The organism is Methylorubrum sp. POS3 (assembly GCF_043352485.1).
GTDB classification, from domain to species: domain Bacteria; phylum Pseudomonadota; class Alphaproteobacteria; order Rhizobiales; family Beijerinckiaceae; genus Methylobacterium; species Methylobacterium suomiense.
The window spans coordinates 1,546,214-1,564,790 of sequence record NZ_JAPRBT010000001.1; the positions used below are offsets into that span (position 1 = coordinate 1,546,214).

Consider the following 18,577-nt stretch of genomic DNA (forward strand, 5'->3'; position numbering starts at 1 on the left):
CGGCATGACCCCGATACGCGCGGCGGAACTCGGCGTCGAGCCGGTGAGCCTTGGCGAGATGCGCACCTTCCTGCGCCTCGGCTCCGACGAGACTGCCGAGGATGGCCTCGTCCTTGCCCTGATCGCGGCGGCCCGGGCCGCGGTCGAGACGGCGTCTCGACGCCTGCTCCGATCGGCCCGATTCCGGGTGCCTCTTCAGGTTTGGCCGCGCGACGGCCTGCTGCCGCTGCCGTTGAGCCCCCTCGTGGCGGTCGAGCGGGTCGGTTTGAGCGGAGCGAGCGGCGTCGTGGAAGAGATCGCGCCCACCACGATCCGCGTCGGGCCCGATCCTTGGGACGCGCCCTGCCTGCTGTTCGGGTCGGATCTGCCGACGCTCGACGGTTGTACCGCCCTGGTTGAGGTCATTGCGGGCTGCGGCGGCAACGGCCCGTCGGTGCCGGAGCCGCTCCTCCAGGCCCTGCGCCTGACGGTGGCCGATTGGTTCGAGAACCGGGGCGATGCCGGCGAGTCCGGTGGGCCCCGCACCCTTCCGCCCGCTGCGGCCGGTCTCGCCGCGGCTTGCCGTCGGATGCGGCTGTAAGTGCGCCGCTCGACGCGCCGATCTCCATCCAGGGAACGGTCGCGCATCATCCACATCGGGAGATCGTTCGATGACCCACGGGCCCCTCGGCGCGCGGCGGCGGCGCCTCGTGCTCGAACGACCGGTGGACGAGCCCGACGGGTTCGGCGGTCGGCTGCGCCGGTACGTGGCCGGCCCGATCCTGTGGGGGGCCGTGGAACCGGCGGGTTCGGCCACCGCACCGCAGAGCGGCCGACCTGGGCTCTACCGGATTCGCCTGCGCTACCGCCCGGACGTCATCCCGGCCATGCGGTTGGCCGACGGACCGCGCCGCTTCGCCATTCGCTCCGCCGACGATCCCGACGGGGCGCGCCGCGCCCTGGTCTGCACGGTCGAGGAACTCATCGAGGAGGTCCCGCCATGGGTGAAGCCCTGAGTCCTCTGCTGGCGATGCGCGCCGGCATCCTGGCCCACCTGCGCGGCGACGCGGCGCTCGCCGGGCTGATGGGCGGCGTGGTGCGGCTCTACGACGAGCCGCCGCGCGGGGCGGCACCGGTCTACGCCCTGTTCGGTGACGGCGAGGTCCGCGACGATTCCGTCGAAGGCGCGCGCCGCCATCGCCACACTCTGGCGCTGCTCGTCGTCGCCAAGCCCGGTTCGACCCGCACGGCCCTCGACGCGGCCGAGCGCATCGCCGTGCTCCTCGACGATGCACCGCTCGAACTCGACGGACATGCCCTCATCCTGCTGCGCCTCGCCGCCCTGTCCGCCGCCCGCGACGAGCGCACCGGCGAGGCCCGCGCCACGCTGACCTTCGAGGCCGTGACCGAGCGCCCGACGACCTGACCTCGAAGCCCACCCGGACGAACACGGAGCCGACCATGAGCGCACAGAAGGGCAAGGATCTTCTGATCCGGATCAGCGACGGCGCGAGCGGCTTCACCGCCGTCGCCGGCCTGCGCGCCCGCCAAATCGCCTTCAACGCCGAGACCGTGGACGTGACGAATGCCGATTCCGCCGGACGCTGGCGCGAACTGCTCGCCGGGGCGGGCGTGCGGCGCGCGGCGATCGCGGGAGCCGGCGTGTTCCGCGACGCGGCGTCCGATGCGCAGCTGCGGCAGATGTTCTTCGACGGCACCATCGATCGCTTCCAGATCGTGGTGCCGGCCTTCGGCACGATCGAAGGGCCGTTCCAGATTTCGAGCCTTGAATATCGCGGCGACCATGCGGGGGAGGTGACCTACGACATGGCGCTCGATTCCGCCGGTCCCCTCGGCTTCACGGCGGCCTGAGACGATGGCGAACCGCAGACGCGGCGAGGTGCCCCTCGTCCTTGGGGCCGAACGCTACACCCTCTGCCTGACGCTCGGTGCCCTCGCCGAACTGGAGGATGCCTTCGCCACCGGCGATCTCGCCGGCATCGCCGAGCGATTCCAGCGGGAACGATTGAGGGCCCGCGACCTCATCGTCCTCCTCGGTGCGGCCCTGCGCGGCGGCGGTCACGCCCTCGACGACGCGGCGGTGGCGGCCCTGCCGCTGGCGGGCGGCTTCTCGGCGGTGACCGCAGCTCTCGGGGAGGTGCTGGAAGCCGCCTTCGGCACTGCACCGGACCCTTGAACCCCACGGGTGGGACGGCGCCGGAGAATCCCCTCTCCGCCTTCCCGTGGGAGACCGCGCTGGCGCTGGGCCTGTCGGTCCTGCGCTGGCGCCCGCGCGACTTCTGGGCGGCGACGCCCCGCGAACTCGCCGCTGCCGCGGGCCTGCAGGCCGACCGGTTCGGCGCGGCTTTGGGCCGGGCCGACCTCGACCGCCTCGTCGCCGCATACCCTGATCCGGAGACCGCCCGATGACCGGCAGCGACAGCGACCGCGGTACCGCCGAGCGGGTGCGCCAACTCGAAACACTGGACCGTCTCGCGCAGAAATTCGGGCAGAGTCTGTCGGCGGCCTTCAGCCAGAATCTGAATGCCGGGCGCCAGCTCGACAGTGTGCTCGGCACCCTGACGACCAAGCTCGCCGGGGTCGCGACCCGGGCGGCGCTCGAGCCCGTGAAGGCGGGGGTGAAGGGCCTCGTCGATTCGCTCCTGAGTTCGGCCGCCGGCGCCCGCAGTCCGGTGGCCTTTGCCCGGGGCGGTGTCCTCGACGGTCTCGGGTCGGAGGGCGGGACACGCCGTGTCCGACCCTTTGCCGGCGGCGGGGTCGTCGCCGCACCGACCTACTTTCCGATGACCGGCGGTGATCTCGGCCTGATGGGGGAAGCAGGCCCGGAGGCGATCCTGCCGCTCCGGCGCGGCAGCGACGGCCGCCTCGGCGTCGCCGCGGGCGGCAGCGAACGCCCGGTCGCCGTCACTGTCAACATCGCGACGCCCGACATCGAGGGCTTCCGACGCTCGGAAGCCCAGGTTGCCGCCCGCCTGGCCCGCGCCGTCGCTCGCGGGCGGCGAGCCTTGTGAGGGGGCTCTCGCATGCCGACCGATTTCCACGAGGTGCGCTTTCCTCTCGACGTGGCCCTGCGCGGCAGCGGCGGCCCGGTGCGACGCACCGAGATCGTCACGCTGGCCTCGGGGCGCGAACACCGCAACAGCCGTTGGGCGGATTCCCGCCGCCGCTACGATGCGGGCCTCGGCATCCGCACGCTGGACGCGCTTCACGCCGTGTTGGCCTTCTTCGAGGAGCGGCGCGGTCGCCTGTACGGCTTCCGCTACCGCGACCGGGTCGATCATCGGTCCGGCCCACCCTCGGGTCCGATCACTCCGATCGACCAGCGCATCGGCATCGGCGACGGCACCACCCGTGTCTTCGCCCTGGCCAAGACCTACGGAGACGGCCCGGCACCCTACCGTCGCACCATCGCCAAGCCGGTGGCCGGCTCTGTGCGCATCGCGGTCGCTGGCATCGAGGTGCCGTCGGCGCAGGTCGCCTGCGAGCCCACGACCGGACTCGTGACCTTCGCCGCCGGCGCGACTCCCCCGGCCGGCGCGCCCGTCACCGCCGGTTTCGAGTTCGACGTTCCGGTCCGCTTCGACACCGACGAGCTGTCCATCGACCTCGCGGCCTTCACGGCCGGCGAGGTGCCGCGGGTGCCGCTCGTCGAGATCGTGCCGTGAGCCTTCCGGAACGATCCGCTTGTCCCGATCGCCCCGCGACCGTGATCGCCCGCCGGGCGCACGGAACGGGACGCCGTTCGGTCCTGGGCATCCTCGCGGAGAGCTGAACCGATGCGCATTCTTCCCGCCGCCCTCGCCGCCCGCCTTGCGGAAAACGCCACCACCCTGTGCCGCTGCTGGGCCCTGCATCGTCGCGACGGGCGCAGCCTCGGCTTCACCGATCACGACCGCGACCTGAGCTTCGGCGGTCTCGTCTACGAGGCTCGAACCGGGCTGGAAGCGGCGGAAGCGTCCGCCGAACTTGGCTTCGCCGTCGGCGGCGGCGAGGTCGCCGGGGCGCTGACCTCGACGGGCATCGCGGAATCCGATGTGGCCGCCGGCCTCTACGATGGGGCCGGCGTCGAGACCTGGCTGGTGGATTGGGCGATGCCGGAGGCGCGTCTGCTCCTCGACGTGGCGACCCTCGGCGAGCTGCGCCGGGCCGGCGGAGCCTTCGTCGCGGAGCTTCGAGGGTTGATGCATCGCCTCGACGTGCCGACCGGACGCAGCTTTCGGGCGACCTGCGATGCCGAACTCGGCGATGCCCGTTGCGGCGTGGCATTGAGCGATCCGCGCTACCGCGCCGAGGGCAGGGTGGTCGCCGTCCCCGAACCGGGGCGGCTCGTGGTGGCGCTCGCGACGATGTTCGCCCCCGATTGGTTCGCCGGCGGGCGCCTCGCCTGGATCGATGGCGCCAATGCGGGCCGCAGCGCCGATCTGCGCGGCGAGACCCGGGACGGTGCCGACCTCGTCCTCGATCTTTGGGAGCCGCCGCCGCACCCCGCCCTGCCGGGAGACGCCGTCCGGCTCACGGCAGGCTGCGACAAGCGCCTCGCCACCTGCCGCGACCGTTTCGCCAACGCCCTCAACTTCCAGGGCTTCCCGCATATGCCGGGCAACGATTTCGTGCTGCGCGGCGTCGAGGGCGATCGGGACCGCCCCGACGGTTCCAGCCTGTTCCGCTGAGGAGACGACGATGGATCGCGCCCTCGCGGACAGGATCGTCGAGGAAGCCCGCGGCTGGGTCGGAACGCCCTACCGGCATCAGGCTTCGCTCAAGGGCGTCGGCTGCGACTGTCTCGGTCTGCTGCGCGGCGTCTGGCGCGGCGTGCTGGGTTCCGAGCCCGAGACCGCGCCGCCCTACGCCGCCTCCTGGGTGGAAGCCGATCGCGGCGACGATCCCCTCGCCAGCGCCGCCCGCCGTCATTTCGTGCCGGTCGCGACCCCGCTTCCCGCTTATGTCCCACAGCCCGGCGACGTGCTGCTCTTCGCGTTTCGCGCGTATTTGCCGGCAAAACACTGTGCCGTCGCCACCGGCCCGGCGGCGATGATCCATGCCCATGACGGCGCGGCGGTGTGCGAGGTCGCCCTGACGCCGTGGTGGCGCCGCCATCTCGCCCACGCCTTCCGCTTCCCCGGCATCGCCTGACGCACGGTCTCGAGCCCCGCTCGACGTTTGGCCCCTCGACCGACGGCGAGGCTCGCTTCCGCACCGCCCTCACGCTGGCTCGTACCGCCCGCGCGCATTCCCTGGAACGGAGGACCCGCCATGACGACGATCGTCCTTCAGACGGCCGGCGAGGCGGTCGGCAGCGCGCTGGGTGGCCCGATCGGCGGAATGATCGGCCGCGTCGTCGGTGCGGCGGGCGGTGCCGCTATCGACGTCGCCCTGTTCGGCGGGGCGGGACGGGCCCGCTCCGTCGAGGGACCGCGCCTGACCGAATTGGCCGGTCTCGCCTCCACCGAGGGGGCACCGGTCCCGCGCGTCTATGGCCGGGCGCGCATCGGCGGCACCCTGATCTGGGCGACGCGACCTCTGGAAGTCGCCAACACGACGGTGGCACGCACGCGCTCCGGCGCCAAGGGCGGGAGCGGCGGGCAGAAGAGCGTGCGCACCGCCTACAGCTATTTCGCCAATCTCGCGATCGGCCTCTGTGCCGGTGAGATCGCCTGGGTACGCCGGATCTGGGCCGACGGGACCGAACTCGACCTGACGACGCTGAACGTCCGCATCCATACCGGCAGCGCGACGCAGGCCCCCGACCCGCTGATCGTCGCCAAGGAGGGGGCAGGCAATGCACCGGCCTATCGCGGCCTCGCCTACATCGTGTTCGAGCGCCTGCCGCTCGCCGCCTTCGGTAACCGCGTCCCGCAATTCGCCTTCGAGGTGATCCGCCCGGTGGAAGGATTGGCCCGCCGGATCCGCGCCGTCTGCCTGATTCCCGGCTCGACCGAGTTCGGGCTCGATCCGGTTCCAGTCAGAGAGGATGCGGGCTTCGGCGTTACCAAGCCGGCAAACCGTTTCCAGCTGCAGGGACAGAGCGACGTCATCGCCTCCCTCGACGCGTTGCAGGCGCTCTGCCCGAACCTCGTCCGGGTTTCGGTGGTGGCGAGCTGGTTCGGGAACGACTTGCGGGCCAGCCATTGCACCCTGACGCCGCAGGTCGATGCCGCGCGGAAAACGACCAAGGGGGCCGAATGGGCGGTCGCCGGCTACACGCGGACGAACGCTCCCGCCACCTCGCGCTCGGGCGACGTGGCGGCCTATGGCGGCACGCCTTCGGATGCGAGCCTGACCCGCCTCATGGCCGAACTGACCCGTCGCGGCCTCGCTCCCGTGCTCTACCCGTTCGTGATGATGGACGTGCCCGCCGGCAATGCGCTGCCGGATCCCCGCAATCCCATCGGGTATCAGCCGCCCTATCCCTGGCGCGGGCGCATCACCTGCCATCCCGCCCCTGGCCGGTCGGGCAGTCCGGACGGAACCCGAGAAGCGGCCGATCAGGTCGCCGCCTTCTTCGCGGGGCCGCAGGGCTACCGGGCGATGATCCTGCACTATGCCGGCCTCGCCGCCGGTTGGGCCGCAGCGGGCTCGCCGCTCGCGGGCTTCATCCTCGGCAGCGAGTTCGCGAGCCTCACCCGCGTGCGGGGGCCGGGCGGCCTCGCCCCCGCCGTCGAGCAATTCCGCAGGCTCGCCGGGGAGGTCCGTGCCCTTCTCGGCGCGAGCGTCGCTCTTGTCTACGCCGCCGATTGGACCGAGTACGGCGCACAGGTGGACGAGGGCGGGGCCTCGGTGCGCTTTCCCCTCGACCCGCTCTTCGCCGATCCGGCGATCACGGCCATCGGTATCGACTATTACCCACCGCTCACCGATTGGCGCGACGGCACCGGCCATCGCGACGCGGCGGCGGCCGGAAGCGTCTACGACCGGGCCTATCTGAGAAGCCGCCTCGGCGCGGGGGAGGCGTTCGACTGGTTCTATGCCAGCCCCGAAGACCGCGCCGCGCAGAAGCGGACGCCGATCACCGATGGCGCGTACGCCCAGCCGTGGATCTACCGGGCCAAGGATCTGGTCGCGTGGTGGACGAACCCGCATGTCGAGCGGGTGAACGGCATCGAGATCGGCCCGACGCCCTGGGTGCCGACATCGAAGCCGATCTGGCTGACCGAGATCGGCGTTCCGGCCGTCGATCGCGGGACCAATGGGCCGAACGTGTTCCCCGATCCGAAATCGTCGGAGAACGCGGCGCCACCGTTCTCCCGGGGCCACCGCGACGACCTGATCCAAATCCGCGGCCTTGAGGCGATCCTGACTCGGTTCGACCCGGCGGCAGAGGATTTCGAGCCGGCTCACAATCCGGTCTCGCCCCTCTACGGCGGCCGGATGATCGCGCCGGAGGACGTGTTCGTCTGGGCCTGGGACGCGCGGCCGTTCCCCGCCTTCCCGGCCTTCCGCTCGGTATGGTCGGACGCCCAGAACTGGGCCCTGGGGCACTGGATCACCGGCCGCATCGAGGGGCTCGACCTCGACCGTCTGATCGCCGCGATTCTGACCGATCTCGGCATCGACGCGCCGGCCGCGATCGACGCCACCGGTTTTCTCGACGGCTACGTCCTTGATCGACCGCTCTCGGCGCGCGAGGCGCTCGAGCCCTTGGCCCGGCTCTTCGGCCTCGACGTCTCGGTCTCCGCCGGAATCCTGCGGGTGCGCGGCGCGGACAACGACTGCCTTCCGGTGACGGTCGACGCCGCCGATCTCGTGCTGACGGAGCGGGAGGACGCACCCCTGCGCCTCGTCCGGGCGGAGGAGAGCGAACTGCCCCGAACCGTCGAGATTGATTTCTCCGATGGCGAGAGCGCGGAGTATCGCCGGGCGACCGCGGCGGCCCGTCGTCCCGGCGGGACTCGGCGGCGGGAGGCGCGTATCGAGGCGGCCATCGTGACCCGGCGCGACGCGGCGCAGGTCCTGGCGGAGGCCCTGCTCGACGCGAGCCTCGCCGGGCGCGAGACCGCTTCCTTCGGCGTGAGCCCGCGCCGGATCGATCTGGAGCCCGGCGACCGTCTGCGCCTACCGGGCGGTGCCCTCCACCGCATCGCCCGCATCGACGATTCGCCCCAGGGCCGCCGGATCGAGACGCAGGCGGTGCCGCGCGGCGGTCGCGATGCCGTCCGGGGCCGCTCGACCCCGCTGCCGGAGCGGTCGCCCCCAGCCCTGCCCGGACCCGTCTTCGCCCGCGTCCTCGATCTGCCGGCGACGCGGGGCGACCCGAGCCCGCTCTCCGCCCTCGCGGTCACCGCCGAGCCTTGGCCCGGCGCCGTCGCGGTCTGGCGTTCGACGGGGGAGGGGGCGCCCTTCGCGCTCCATCGCCTCGTCGATCATCCGGCCTGCCTCGGCGAGACCCTGTCGACGCTGCCGCCTGGCCCGCTCTGGCGCTTCGATCGCAACGCCCATCTCGACGTGCGGCTTCGCCACGCGGAGGGTTTGAGCGCGATCGGGGAGGCCGCGGCCCTGTCGGGCGCCAACCTGTTCGCCCTGGTCGGGCCGGAGGGGGCGATCGAGATCCTGTCGGCGGCGGGTGCCGCGTGCACGGGATCGGACACGTGGCGGCTGACGACGCTGCTGCGCGGGCTCGGCGGCAGCGAGGCTGCGGCCGCTCGCCCGGCTCCGGCCGGCTGCCTGATCGTGCGGCTCGACGATGGCGCGGTCGTCCCCCTGGTCGACCGTCTCGACGAGGCCGGCCGCCCCTTCCTCTATCGGGTCGGTCCGGCGGACCGCGACCCGGCCGATCCGGCCTTCATCGGATTTGCGGCCAGTGCGGGCTTGACGGCCTTCCTCCCGCTGAGCCCGGTCCATCTAAGGGCCCGGCGCGAGGCCGGCGGTCTGCGGCTCAGCTGGACGCGCCGGGCCCGGCGCGAGGCCGATGCCTGGGAGCCCGCCGACGTGCCCTTCGACGAGGCATCGGAATCCTACGCCATCGACATCCTCGATGGCGGTGGCGCCGTCCTGCGCAGCCTCACCAGCACGGTCGCGCATGTCCTCTACGCGGACGAGGTCGCCGATTTCGGCGGCCCCCGCACCGAGATCGCGTTCGCGGTGGCGCAGGTCGGCCTCGTCGGCGGGCGTGGTCCCGCACGACGGGCGTGGGTGCGCGTGCGCAGCTGATCCCTCGCGGGTCCCTCACGGAGTCGAGCATGGTGGAGAACACCCCCAGCCTGGCCCTGCCGCTGATCGCGGCGGGGCAGGCCCAGAAGCATGTCACCCACAACGAAGCCCTCGCGCTTCTCGACGCGCTGGTACAGCTCGCGGTGATCGACCGGGATCTGGCCGTCCCGCCCGGACATCCGGAGGAGGGCGACCGCTACCTCGTCGCCGCCGATCCGTCGGGCGCCTGGGCCGGCTGGGCGGGGCGCATCGCCCGCTATCAGGAAGGGGCGTGGTTCTCCCTCGTGCCGCGTTCGGGCTGGCTCGTCTTCGTTGCCGACGAGGCCGAGATCTACGCGTTCACGAACGGTGCGTGGTCCCCGCTCCGGCCCGCCCTGACCGCGCTTCAGAACCTGACGCGTCTCGGCCTCGGCACGGCCGCCGATGCGCAGAACCCATTCGCCGCGAAGCTCAACAAGGCGCTCTGGACGGCGCTCACCACGGGCGAGGGTGGGGACGGCGATCTCCGTTATACCCTCAACAAGCAGGCAGCGGGGCACGTGCTCTCGCTCCTGCTGCAAACGGGCTTTTCCGGCCGCGCCGAGATCGGACTCGTCGGCAACGACGATCTCAGCCTGCGCGTGAGCCCGGACGGCGGCACTTGGATCACCGTGTTCACGGTCGAGCGCACGACCGGTGCGGCCCTCTTCGACAAGGGAATCCTGCGGGAGGAGCTGACCGTCTTCACCGCGTCGGGCGCTTGGACGAAGCCGGAATGGGCCCGCACCGTCACGGTCACCGCCATGGGCGGCGGCGGGGGCGGCGGGGGTGCCCGGCGCGGTGCGGCGGGCACGGTCCGCAACGGCGGGGGAGGGGGCGGGGCCGGTGCCCTCAACAGCGAAACCTTCGCGGCCTCCGAGATCGGCGCGACGCTGACGGTGACGATCGGCGCGGGCGGCGCCGGGGCGCCCGCCGTCACCACCGACGACACGAACGGCACCTCCGGCGCGGCGGGCGGCGCAACGAGCGTCCACGACAGCTCGGGCTACGATCTCGTGCGCGCCCTCGGCGGCAGCGCGGGCGGCGGCGGGACGAATTCCGCACCCGGCAGCGGCGGAGCAGCGGGCGGGGGTGCCTCCCTCGAATCCGTCGGCGCGGGCGGCGCGGCCGGCAGCAATGGCGTCACCGGCGCCACCGGCACCGCCGGACTGCGCGGCGCGGGCGGCGGCGGCGCGGGCGGGGGCCTCACCGGGGGCAACGTCGCCGCCCCCGGACGGAACGCGGGAGCCGGCTACGCCGTCGGAAACGGTCGCGAATCCGCCGGTGGCAGCCTCGGCGCGGTCGGTGCTGCGGGTGCGGCGGGCCAGGCCAAGAGATGGCCGCGCGGCGCGGGCGGCGGCGGGGGCGGCGGCGGAGCCGGGGCCGCGGACGGTTCGAGCGGCGGCGGCCGGGGCGGCGCGGGCGGCCTTCCCGGTGGCGGCGGGGGCGGGGCGGGCGCCGCCGTCAACGGCGCCGCGACCGGAGCCGGCGGCCCCGGTGCGCGCGGCGAAGTCTGGATCCTCGCCCGCGGCTGAGGCGACGGCCGCTGCCTCCCCATCGCCCCCCCAACTTCTGTCGAGAGAACGCACCATGGATCTCAGCCCCATCGGCCGCGCCGTGCTGGTCGCCCGCGAAGGGCGCCGGCTCGAGGCCTACCGCGACAGCGTCGGGATCTGGACCATCGGCGTCGGCCATACCGCTGCCGCCGGTCCCCCCCTGCCGCGGGCGGGCCTGCGGATCACCGCTGCGGAATGCGATGCGATCTTCGCCCGCGACGTCGCCCGCTTCGTCCGCACCGTCGCCCAGGCCCTCCCGGAACCGCTGCCACAGCACGCCTTCGACGCGCTGGTCTCGCTCAGCTTCAACATCGGCCCGGCGGCCTTCCTGCGCTCCACCGTCCTGCGCCGTCTGCGCGCCGGCGACCGGGCGGGCGCGGCGGAGGCCATGCTGCTGTGGAACCGACCCGCCGTGCTGATCCCGCGCCGGCAGGCCGAGGTCGACCAGTTCCGTACGCCCTACGAGACCGCCCTGCCGCGCCCCCGCCGCAGCGATCCGCCGCTCGCCGCCGCCATCGAGACCAAGCCCGCCGAGACGCCATCGCCCGGCTGGGTCGCGCGCCTGCGGGCGTGGCTCGGCAGCCGCCGCTGAAACCTGTCCGCTCCCGAGAAAGGATATCTGTCATGGCTCTGTCTGAACCAGCCACCCGGCGCTCCGCATCCGGTCTGCGCGGGCTGCTGCTCGCGGCCGCCGTCGTGATCGCCGCGCCCCGGGCCTGCACCCCCGCCCATGCCGCCGACGCCGTCGTCGTGCTGCCCTGGGGCGATGGCCTCGTTGCCCTCGCCCACGCCCTCGCCGGGCTGACCGGGCCGGTGCTCGCGGCCGTCGCGGCGGCCTTGATCGCCCGCATCGCCAGGCCCTTGCGCCTCCTCGTCACCGATGCCCTGGTGGAGCGGCTGGTGCGCAACGCCACCGACTACGCCCTCAACGCCGTCGCCGGTACGGTTCGCGGGCGAACCCTGACGGTCACCCTCGGCTCGGCGGTGATCGCCGGCGCGGTGCGGCGGGCGCTGGACGAGGCACCGGCCTGGCTGGTCCGGGCCGCGGGCGACGGGCCGGGGATCGCCGCCAAGGTGTTCCGCGCCTTGCCACTGGAGGCGGATGCGACCGCCGCCAACACCCTGCACGCCGCCCTCGACCGCGTCCCCGGTTCCGCCCCGCGCCGGCCGCGCACCTGATCCCAAGGCGGCCCGACTCCCAAGGCGGCCCGAAGCGGGCCCGCCTCGCAAGCCGCTCCGGAGCGCCGCCGTGGACAAGATCGCCATCGAGGCCGCCCGTCTGCTGTTCGCCGATGGCGGCGCCGGCTGGATCGTCGCGGTGCTGCTCGGCATCGCCTGCCTGCATCTCTACCGCGACAGCCTGCGCAGTCTGGAGGCGCGGATCGAGGAGACCGGCGCCACGGCGGCGGCCCTGGAGCGGGCCTCGCAGACCAACATCGCGGTGGCGGCGGCTCTCGAGAGCCGGACGCGAACGCTGGAGGATTTGACCCGGCTCTCCGCCGAGATCGCCCGAGACGTCGAGCGCAGCGATCTCCGCACCCGCGACAAGCTCGAAGAGATCCTCCGGCGATTGGACGATCTCCCGCATCGCCCGCGGTCCTGATCGGACGATCCATTCGGGGGGGACATGGGACGAGCCGCCTTCGCCAACCGGTTCGATCCGGGTGCTCACGGACGGCGGTGCCGTGCGCGGCGCCGGATCCGGGCCGCGACGGCCCGCTTGCGGATCGCGCTTCGGGACTTCGAGGATTCGATCCGCGCGCTGCACGGGGCCGCACACGATTATGCCCGAGACCTGGCGGCTGCCGGTCCGACGCCGCGAATCACGCGCGATGGTGACTCCGTACCGCATACCGGACGGTCGGGCGGCGCAGGGCGCCGTGGGGAACCGTCACGGCCATCTGAACTTAACCCCCACCGAAGCTTGCCCGAGACCATGGCAACCGACCGCAAATCCACATTTCATCTTCCCGGTCGGTGTCGCGTCCCGAACATTCAGGACGCATTCAGTGCTCCGGCGCGAATGTCGTTTTCAATGCGCCAAGCTTTCGCCCTGTTGATCGTCGTCTCGACCGTCGCGGTTTTCGCGACGGATGCGGTCGGTCCTCTTGCCGAGGAGACCGGCGCCCTTGCGCCGGCGCCGCAGATCCGCGAGCCGATGAATCGCGGAGACGACTGCCTGTCGCCCGCCGATCTGCGCGAGGCGGTGGCCGACAAGCGCGTGGTCCCGCCGATCGCGGCGATCCGCGCCGCGCGTCAGGCGATTCCTAGGGCCGAGATCCAGCGCGCCCGGCTGTGCCGGCACGATGCCGGGCTCGTTTACCTGCTCACCGCCTTGCGTCGGGACGGGCAGTTCGTCCAGGTCATGGTCGACGGCCAGTCGGGGCAGGTCAGCGGGCAGTGGTAGGCCATCCCCAGCCGCCGGCCTTCAAGAAATCGCCGGTGCGTCGGGGGTGCACAAGGATTGAGAAACGTCGCTCCGGATAAGGTATTCCCGACGACGTTTTGAGGATCGAGGAGTGACCGACCGTGCGTCTGCTCGTGGTCGAGGACGACCGTGACATCAACCGGCAGGTGGTGACTGCGCTGGAGGAGGCCGGCTACGTCGCCGACAAGGCCTTCGACGGCGAGGAAGGGGGGTATCTCGGCGAGAACGAGCCCTACGACGCCATCATCCTCGACATGGGCCTTCCCAAGGCCGACGGCGTCACCGTGCTGCAGAATTGGCGCCGGGCCGGGGTGAAGACGCCCGTCATCATCCTGACCGCCCGGGACCGCTGGTCCGACAAGGTCGACGGCTTCGATGCCGGCGCCGACGACTACGTCACCAAGCCCTTCCACATGGAGGAGCTGATGGCCCGCGTGCGCGCGATTCTTCGGCGCGCGGCCGGTCATGCCAGCAGTCAGATATCCTGCGGTCCCGTCACTCTCGACACCCGCTCCGGCCGCGTCTTCGTCGACGGCAATCCGGTGAAGCTGACGAGCCACGAATATCGTCTGCTCTCCTACCTCATGCACCATACCGGCCGCGTCGTCTCCCGCGCGGAACTCACCGAACACCTCTACGATCAGGATTTCGACCGCGATTCCAACACCATCGAGGTCTTCGTCGGGCGCCTGCGCAAGAAGCTGGCGGTGGATCTGATCCAGACGGTGCGGGGCTTGGGTTATCTCGTCGATCCGAACCAGCCGGGCGGGAAGGGGTGAGGGGGCGAAGCTCTCGCTCAATTTCGTGGCAACCGCGCGGACCATGTCCTAAGGTCAGGGCGTGCGAGCCGAGGGCGCAGCCCACGGCTGGAGCGCCCCACTTCTGCGAACGGGTCCTTCCTGTCCCGATGCGTGCGACGACCCAGAAATTTCCTGAGCGGACCCGCCTCGGCAGCTTCTTCGCTGGTCTGAGCGCGCTGGTTTCCGTGTGGCCGGCCTCGGACCCGGCACGCTATCCACATCGCGATGAGGCCGATGCCCTGTTGAGCGATGGCCTCAGGATCGGGAATGACATGCGGGTCGTGATCGAGCGTGAGCATATCCGTGCGCAAGCCGAGGCGGAGTAGCGCACCGGCCCGGCAAGCGGGACCGACCGATCAGGGAAGTTCCGAGACGCAGCGTGACCGGACAGTCGTTGTCGAACGCGGGGTATCCTGGCGTGGCCCCCTGCCGCCGCCGGCCGTCCTCGACGATTTTCGAAAGCTCGTGCCGGATGCGCCCGAACGCATTTTCCGGCAGTGGGAAGGTGAGTCGGAGCATCGACGCTCCTATGAGAAGGCAGCGCTCGAAGCCTCCATCCGGCGCGATCTGATCGGACAGATCAGCGCGACCGTGTTCGCTCTTTCGGCCCTGGCGGTCTCCGCGTTCGCACTCTGGATGGGTGAACCCTGGGTCGCCGGAACGATCGGTGGCGGGACCATCGTTTCCGTCGTTGGGGCCTTCCTGTACCGACGCGGCTCGGGCAGGACGAAGGACAAACAGTAGAAGCCGCAATGACCGACCGCCTCGCCTGGCTTCCGCTGCGCCGCCGCTCCATCGCGGTCCGGCTCGCGGTCTCCTCGTTCCTGTCGAGCACCGCGATCCTCGTCATCGCGGCCTTCATCCTCACGACGCTCTACCGTGAGAACACCGAGCGGGCCTTCGACAGCCGGTTGCTCGTCTTCGCCAACAATCTCGCCACCGACCTCGTCTCCCCGAGCGATCCCGAGACGCGCTCCTTCTCGCTGGGCGATCCGCGCTTCGACCTGCCCCTGTCGGGCTGGTACTGGCAGGTCGGGCGGCCCGACGCGAAGCCGCGGGACCTGCGCACCTCGCGCTCGCTCGTCGGCGTCCCGCTGAAAGGTCCGGATCAGGCCGGCACCGCGACGATCGGCCAGATTCGCCAGGGTTATGGACGGGGCCAGGACGACCGAACGCTGCGCATCGTCGAGCGCGACGTCGATGTCGGTACGGAGGGGCGCTACACGGTGCGGGTCGCAGGCCCCGCCGACGAAATCGTGAACGACGTCGAGCGCTTCCGCTTCTCGCTGTTCATGACCTTCGGGCTGCTCGGCTTCTCGCTGGCGGCGACCGCACTCCTGCAGATCCGCTTCGGCCTCGCACCCCTGCGCAAGCTGCGCACGGCGCTCGGCACCATCCGCCGTGGCGAGGCCGACCGGATCGACGGCGAGTACCCGCGCGACATCGCTCCGCTGGCCGGCGAGATCAATCTCTTGATCGAGACCAATCGCGAGATCCTGGAGCGCGCCCGCACCCAGGTCGGCAACCTCGCCCACGCTCTCAAGACGCCGCTCTCGATCATCGTCAACGAGGTCGGCAGCAGCGATGCGCCGCCGGAGCTGTCGGAGAAGATCCGCGAGCAGGCCGCGGTGATGCGCGATCAGGTGAACTACCATCTCGACCGGGCGCGCGCCGCCGCCCTGGCCGGGACGCTGGGCACCTCCACCGAGGTCGAGCCGGCGCTCGCCGGCCTCGTGCGCACCTTCGGCAAGATCTATCGCGACAAGGACATCGCCTACGAGGTCCGCGTCTCGCCGGGCCTGCGCTTCCGCGGAGAGAAGCAGGATTTCGAGGAGATGATCGGCAATCTCGTCGACAACGCGTCGAAATGGGCCCATGGCCGCGTCTCGATCGCGGCGACGCCGATCGGGGGCGACGATTATCCCCACCTCATCGTCGCCGTGGAGGATGACGGGCCGGGCCTGCCCGAGGAGGACCGCGCCGCTGTGCTCAAGCGCGGACGCCGCCTCGACGAGACCAAGCCGGGCTCCGGCCTCGGCCTGTCCATCGTCGCAGACTTGGCCGCCCTCTATCGCGGTCGGTTCCGCCTGGAGGCCGCCGGCCTGGGCGGGCTGCGGGCCGTGATCGAGGTGCCCGGCGACGCGCCCGCCGGGGCGGGGCAGCGTTGAGTCACAGAAGAGAATCGAGATTGACCGGCCAAGGTTACGCCCGGCCGGACCTATGCTAAGGCGCTACCTTCGCGCCTTGCGCTTCGCGTGACGACGTGTCGCCCGAGGGCGATGTCGTGCGGACCCTGCTCCGGCACTACACGGGGCCGAGCTAGTATTCAGGGGCCAATGACGGCGATCTGGTTCATTCTGGCGGCCATGACCGGCGCGGCCGTCTTCGCGCTGCTCTGGCCGATGTCGCGCCGCCGCCGCCAGGAGGTGGCTGGGGCCGAGCTCTCGACCGAGGCCGGCTTCTACGAGGATCAACTCGCCGAGATCGAGCGGGATCTCGCGCGCGGGCTGATCGCACCGGCCGAGGCAGAGGCCGCCCGCACCGAGGCCGCGCGCCGCCTCCTGCGCGCGAGCCGCGAGGAGAGTGCGGCGAAATCGACGCTGGCGCCGTTGGCGGAGCCGCATCTGCGTCAGCGCCGCGCGGCCTCCGCCTTCGCCCTGTCGACGATCCCCCTCGTGGCGCTCGTGGTCTACGGCTTGTACGGCTCGCCGAACCTCCCCTCGCAGACCGATGCCGACCGGAGCGCGAGTCGCGCCGGGGCGCAGGATCTGATGACCGCCATCGGCCAGATCGAGGCGCGTCTCGCGAGCCACCCGGACGACGTCCGCGGTTGGAGCGTGCTCGGCCCCGTCTATATGCGCCTCGGGCGCTACGACGACGCGGCCCGGGCCTATGCCGCCATTGTTCGCCTCAAGGGCGAGGACGCCTCCGCGCTCTCCGACTGGGGCGAGGCCCTGGTCGTCGCCGCGGACGGCGCGGTTTCGCCGGAGGCCCGCAAGGTGCTGAGCCGCGCCGCCGCCGCCGATCCGAAGGCCCCCAAGGCCCAGTTCTACCTCGCCCGCGGCGACGAACAGGCCGGCGACGTGGCCGGCGCGATCCGTCGGCTCGGCGCGCTCGCCGACGGGGCGCCCGCCGACGCGCCCTGGCTTCCCACGGTGCGCGACACTCTGGCCCGCCTCAAGGGAGAGACCGCAGCGCCGGCGACGCCGGAGGGCGGCCCGAAGCCTGAGCAGCCCGGGGGCGGCGCGGCGGCCGGCAATTCCTCGGTCGCGGGCCCGGCGGCCAGCATCCAGGCGCTTCCGCCCTCGGAGCGGATCGACGCGATTCGCGGCATGGTCGAGGGGCTGGAGCGGCGCTTGGCCAAGCAGGGTGGAACCGCCGACGAGTGGCTGCGCCTCGTGCGTTCCCACGCGGTGCTCGGCGAGCGCGACAAGGCGCTCGACGCGCTGGTCCGCGCCCGCGAGGCCCTGAAGGGCGACGAGGCGGCCCGTGCCCGCCTGGACGCCCAGGCCCGTGAACTCGGCCTCGCCGAAACCCGTCCGGGCGGCATGCCCGGATCGGCCGAGACATCCTCCGACGCCAAGCCGACCGAGACCGGTCCGTCGGAGTCCAGATCCTCCGACGCGAAGCCCCCGGGCGAGGCGCCGCGCGGTGGGGGGATGGATTCCGACGCCGCCGCCAATGCCATCCGGACGATGCCGCCGGCCGAACGGGAAGCGGCGATCCGCGGCATGGTCGCGACGCTCGACCGGCGATTGGCCGCCAAGGGCGGAAGCACCGACGAGTGGATGCGCCTCGTGCGCTCCTACGGGGTGATCGGCGACCGGGCCGCCGCGATCCAGGCGCTCGACCGGGCCAAGATGGCCCTCGCCGCCAATCCGGTCGCGGTGGAACGGCTCGACGCGCTCGGCCGGGAACTGGACCTCGTGGCCAAGCCCTGACGGGCACCTCTGACAATCGGTCCCGCCCGTCCAACCTTGACCCGAGGCGCGCGCGGGCCGAAACCGTTCAAGCGAACAACTCTAAGAAAGATGTCAGGCCGCCCTTCGAGCCCTGCCCGAAGGCCAGGAACGCGCCGATGAACCGGGACGGAACCCTGTGACCCGCAAGAGCCGCCGCCTGATCCTCATCGCCTGCTGCGGGGCCGTGCTGGCCCTGGCGCTGGGGCTGATCCTGTCGGCGATGACCGGCTCGATCGTGTTCTTCCGCTCGCCCACGGAAGTCGTCGCCCAGGGCGTGGCACCGGGGACCCGCTTCCGCCTCGGCGGCCTCGTGACGGAGGGCTCGCTCAAGCGCGGTCCCGACCAGAATGTCGAGTTCTCGGTGACCGATACGGGCGCGACCGTGCCGGTGCAGTATCGCGGCCAATTGCCGGACCTGTTCCGCGAGGGCCAGGGTATCGTCGCCGAGGGCACCCTCGATATGGGCGGCGTGTTCCGCGCCGACACCGTGCTGGCCAAGCACGACGAGAACTACATGCCCCGCGAGGTCGCCGACGCTCTGAAGGCGCAGGGGCGCTGGCAGGAGGGCGGCGGCAAGCCGCCCGCGGAGGCGGCCAAAGAGACCCCGAAAGATGCCGCGAAGCCGGCCGCCGACGCGACCCTCGGCCAGCGCAGCGAGCGGTAGCC

22 protein-coding genes are annotated in these 18,577 nt (G+C 72.0%); all 22 read left to right on the forward strand.

The features are described 5' to 3' along the window. Nucleotides 1-4 precede the first annotated feature (4 nt). The 22 genes from OWC43_RS07350 (at nt 5) to ccmE (ending at nt 18,575) form a co-directional block, all read left to right on the forward strand. Nucleotides 5-580, forward strand: coding sequence for a hypothetical protein (locus tag OWC43_RS07350; protein ID WP_393956203.1), 576 nt, complete (start codon nt 5-7; stop codon nt 578-580). Nucleotides 581-650: 70 nt separating this feature from the next. Next, complete coding sequence (locus OWC43_RS07355) at nt 651-995, forward strand: head-tail adaptor protein (protein ID WP_393956204.1); 345 nt, start codon at nt 651-653, stop codon at nt 993-995. After that, nucleotides 980-1,405: a DUF3168 domain-containing protein gene (locus tag OWC43_RS07360; protein ID WP_393956205.1), complete on the forward strand. Its 426-nt coding sequence runs from the start codon at nt 980-982 to the stop codon at nt 1,403-1,405. Before OWC43_RS07355 ends, OWC43_RS07360 begins: the two co-directional genes overlap by 16 nt. Before the next feature lie 35 nt (nt 1,406-1,440). After that, nucleotides 1,441-1,851, forward strand: coding sequence for a phage major tail protein, TP901-1 family (locus OWC43_RS07365; RefSeq protein ID WP_137829020.1), 411 nt, complete (start codon nt 1,441-1,443; stop codon nt 1,849-1,851). Nucleotides 1,852-1,855: 4 nt separating this feature from the next. Then, nucleotides 1,856-2,176, forward strand: coding sequence for a gene transfer agent family protein (locus OWC43_RS07370; RefSeq protein ID WP_137829021.1), 321 nt, complete (start codon nt 1,856-1,858; stop codon nt 2,174-2,176). Further along, nucleotides 2,173-2,409, forward strand: a complete 237-nt coding sequence (locus tag OWC43_RS07375; protein WP_393956206.1) for a phage tail assembly chaperone — start codon at nt 2,173-2,175, stop codon at nt 2,407-2,409. Before OWC43_RS07370 ends, OWC43_RS07375 begins: the two co-directional genes overlap by 4 nt. Then, nucleotides 2,406-3,011 carry a phage tail tape measure protein gene (locus OWC43_RS07380; RefSeq protein WP_393956207.1) on the forward strand — a complete coding sequence of 202 codons (606 nt, stop codon included), beginning with the start codon at nt 2,406-2,408 and terminating at the stop codon, nt 3,009-3,011. The genes OWC43_RS07375 and OWC43_RS07380 overlap by 4 nt, the downstream gene beginning before the upstream one ends. A gap of 12 nt (nt 3,012-3,023) precedes the next feature. After that, a complete protein-coding gene (locus OWC43_RS07385) occupies nt 3,024-3,665 on the forward strand; it encodes a TIGR02217 family protein (RefSeq protein WP_393956208.1) in 642 nt (213 codons plus the stop codon). 111 nt (nt 3,666-3,776) lie between these two features. Then, nucleotides 3,777-4,670, forward strand: coding sequence for a DUF2163 domain-containing protein (locus OWC43_RS07390; RefSeq protein WP_393956209.1), 894 nt, complete (start codon nt 3,777-3,779; stop codon nt 4,668-4,670). Nucleotides 4,671-4,680: 10 nt separating this feature from the next. Continuing rightward, entirely contained in the window at nt 4,681-5,133 is a 453-nt protein-coding gene (locus OWC43_RS07395) for an NlpC/P60 family protein (RefSeq protein WP_393956210.1), read from the forward strand. A gap of 120 nt (nt 5,134-5,253) precedes the next feature. Further along, the gene (locus OWC43_RS07400; RefSeq protein WP_393956211.1) at nt 5,254-9,147 is read left to right on the forward strand and encodes a glycoside hydrolase TIM-barrel-like domain-containing protein; all 3,894 of its coding nucleotides are present in this window, start codon (nt 5,254-5,256) and stop codon (nt 9,145-9,147) included. Nucleotides 9,148-9,176: 29 nt separating this feature from the next. Beyond that, a complete protein-coding gene (locus tag OWC43_RS07405) occupies nt 9,177-10,700 on the forward strand; it encodes a DUF2793 domain-containing protein (protein ID WP_393956212.1) in 1,524 nt (507 codons plus the stop codon). A 55-nt stretch (nt 10,701-10,755) separates the two neighbouring features. Continuing rightward, complete coding sequence (locus tag OWC43_RS07410) at nt 10,756-11,313, forward strand: lysozyme (protein WP_393956213.1); 558 nt, start codon at nt 10,756-10,758, stop codon at nt 11,311-11,313. A 32-nt stretch (nt 11,314-11,345) separates the two neighbouring features. Next, entirely contained in the window at nt 11,346-11,900 is a 555-nt protein-coding gene (locus OWC43_RS07415) for a hypothetical protein (RefSeq protein ID WP_393956214.1), read from the forward strand. A gap of 70 nt (nt 11,901-11,970) precedes the next feature. After that, a complete protein-coding gene (locus OWC43_RS07420) occupies nt 11,971-12,324 on the forward strand; it encodes a hypothetical protein (RefSeq protein ID WP_393956215.1) in 354 nt (117 codons plus the stop codon). Nucleotides 12,325-12,756: 432 nt separating this feature from the next. Continuing rightward, a complete protein-coding gene (locus tag OWC43_RS07425) occupies nt 12,757-13,128 on the forward strand; it encodes a PepSY domain-containing protein (protein ID WP_137831568.1) in 372 nt (123 codons plus the stop codon). Between the two features lie 122 nt (nt 13,129-13,250). Further along, a complete protein-coding gene (locus OWC43_RS07430; protein WP_137831569.1) occupies nt 13,251-13,928 on the forward strand; it encodes a response regulator transcription factor in 678 nt (225 codons plus the stop codon). A gap of 128 nt (nt 13,929-14,056) precedes the next feature. Then, complete coding sequence (locus tag OWC43_RS07435; RefSeq protein ID WP_137831570.1) at nt 14,057-14,275, forward strand: hypothetical protein; 219 nt, start codon at nt 14,057-14,059, stop codon at nt 14,273-14,275. Then, complete coding sequence (locus OWC43_RS07440; protein ID WP_281405184.1) at nt 14,253-14,693, forward strand: DUF2335 domain-containing protein; 441 nt, start codon at nt 14,253-14,255, stop codon at nt 14,691-14,693. The genes OWC43_RS07435 and OWC43_RS07440 overlap by 23 nt, the downstream gene beginning before the upstream one ends. A gap of 8 nt (nt 14,694-14,701) precedes the next feature. Continuing rightward, nucleotides 14,702-16,117: an ATP-binding protein gene (locus tag OWC43_RS07445; protein ID WP_137831572.1), complete on the forward strand. Its 1,416-nt coding sequence runs from the start codon at nt 14,702-14,704 to the stop codon at nt 16,115-16,117. 168 nt (nt 16,118-16,285) lie between these two features. Next, a complete protein-coding gene (gene ccmI / locus OWC43_RS07450; RefSeq protein ID WP_393956216.1) occupies nt 16,286-17,890 on the forward strand; it encodes a c-type cytochrome biogenesis protein CcmI in 1,605 nt (534 codons plus the stop codon). A gap of 157 nt (nt 17,891-18,047) precedes the next feature. After that, nucleotides 18,048-18,575, forward strand: a complete 528-nt coding sequence (gene ccmE / locus OWC43_RS07455; RefSeq protein ID WP_393956217.1) for a cytochrome c maturation protein CcmE — start codon at nt 18,048-18,050, stop codon at nt 18,573-18,575. Nucleotides 18,576-18,577: the final 2 nt, after the last annotated feature.

Coding starts and splice junctions, on each gene's coding strand:
- OWC43_RS07350 (WP_393956203.1), top strand. CDS start 5: ATGACCCCGATACGCGCGGCGGAACTCGGCGTCGAGCCGGTGAGCCTT.
- OWC43_RS07355 (WP_393956204.1), top strand. CDS start 651: ATGACCCACGGGCCCCTCGGCGCGCGGCGGCGGCGCCTCGTGCTCGAA.
- OWC43_RS07360 (WP_393956205.1), top strand. CDS start 980: ATGGGTGAAGCCCTGAGTCCTCTGCTGGCGATGCGCGCCGGCATCCTG.
- OWC43_RS07365 (WP_137829020.1), top strand. CDS start 1,441: ATGAGCGCACAGAAGGGCAAGGATCTTCTGATCCGGATCAGCGACGGC.
- OWC43_RS07370 (WP_137829021.1), top strand. CDS start 1,856: ATGGCGAACCGCAGACGCGGCGAGGTGCCCCTCGTCCTTGGGGCCGAA.
- OWC43_RS07380 (WP_393956207.1), top strand. CDS start 2,406: ATGACCGGCAGCGACAGCGACCGCGGTACCGCCGAGCGGGTGCGCCAA.
- OWC43_RS07385 (WP_393956208.1), top strand. CDS start 3,024: ATGCCGACCGATTTCCACGAGGTGCGCTTTCCTCTCGACGTGGCCCTG.
- OWC43_RS07390 (WP_393956209.1), top strand. CDS start 3,777: ATGCGCATTCTTCCCGCCGCCCTCGCCGCCCGCCTTGCGGAAAACGCC.
- OWC43_RS07395 (WP_393956210.1), top strand. CDS start 4,681: ATGGATCGCGCCCTCGCGGACAGGATCGTCGAGGAAGCCCGCGGCTGG.
- OWC43_RS07400 (WP_393956211.1), top strand. CDS start 5,254: ATGACGACGATCGTCCTTCAGACGGCCGGCGAGGCGGTCGGCAGCGCG.
- OWC43_RS07405 (WP_393956212.1), top strand. CDS start 9,177: ATGGTGGAGAACACCCCCAGCCTGGCCCTGCCGCTGATCGCGGCGGGG.
- OWC43_RS07410 (WP_393956213.1), top strand. CDS start 10,756: ATGGATCTCAGCCCCATCGGCCGCGCCGTGCTGGTCGCCCGCGAAGGG.
- OWC43_RS07415 (WP_393956214.1), top strand. CDS start 11,346: ATGGCTCTGTCTGAACCAGCCACCCGGCGCTCCGCATCCGGTCTGCGC.
- OWC43_RS07425 (WP_137831568.1), top strand. CDS start 12,757: ATGCGCCAAGCTTTCGCCCTGTTGATCGTCGTCTCGACCGTCGCGGTT.
- OWC43_RS07435 (WP_137831570.1), top strand. CDS start 14,057: ATGCGTGCGACGACCCAGAAATTTCCTGAGCGGACCCGCCTCGGCAGC.
- OWC43_RS07445 (WP_137831572.1), top strand. CDS start 14,702: ATGACCGACCGCCTCGCCTGGCTTCCGCTGCGCCGCCGCTCCATCGCG.
- ccmI (WP_393956216.1), top strand. CDS start 16,286: ATGACGGCGATCTGGTTCATTCTGGCGGCCATGACCGGCGCGGCCGTC.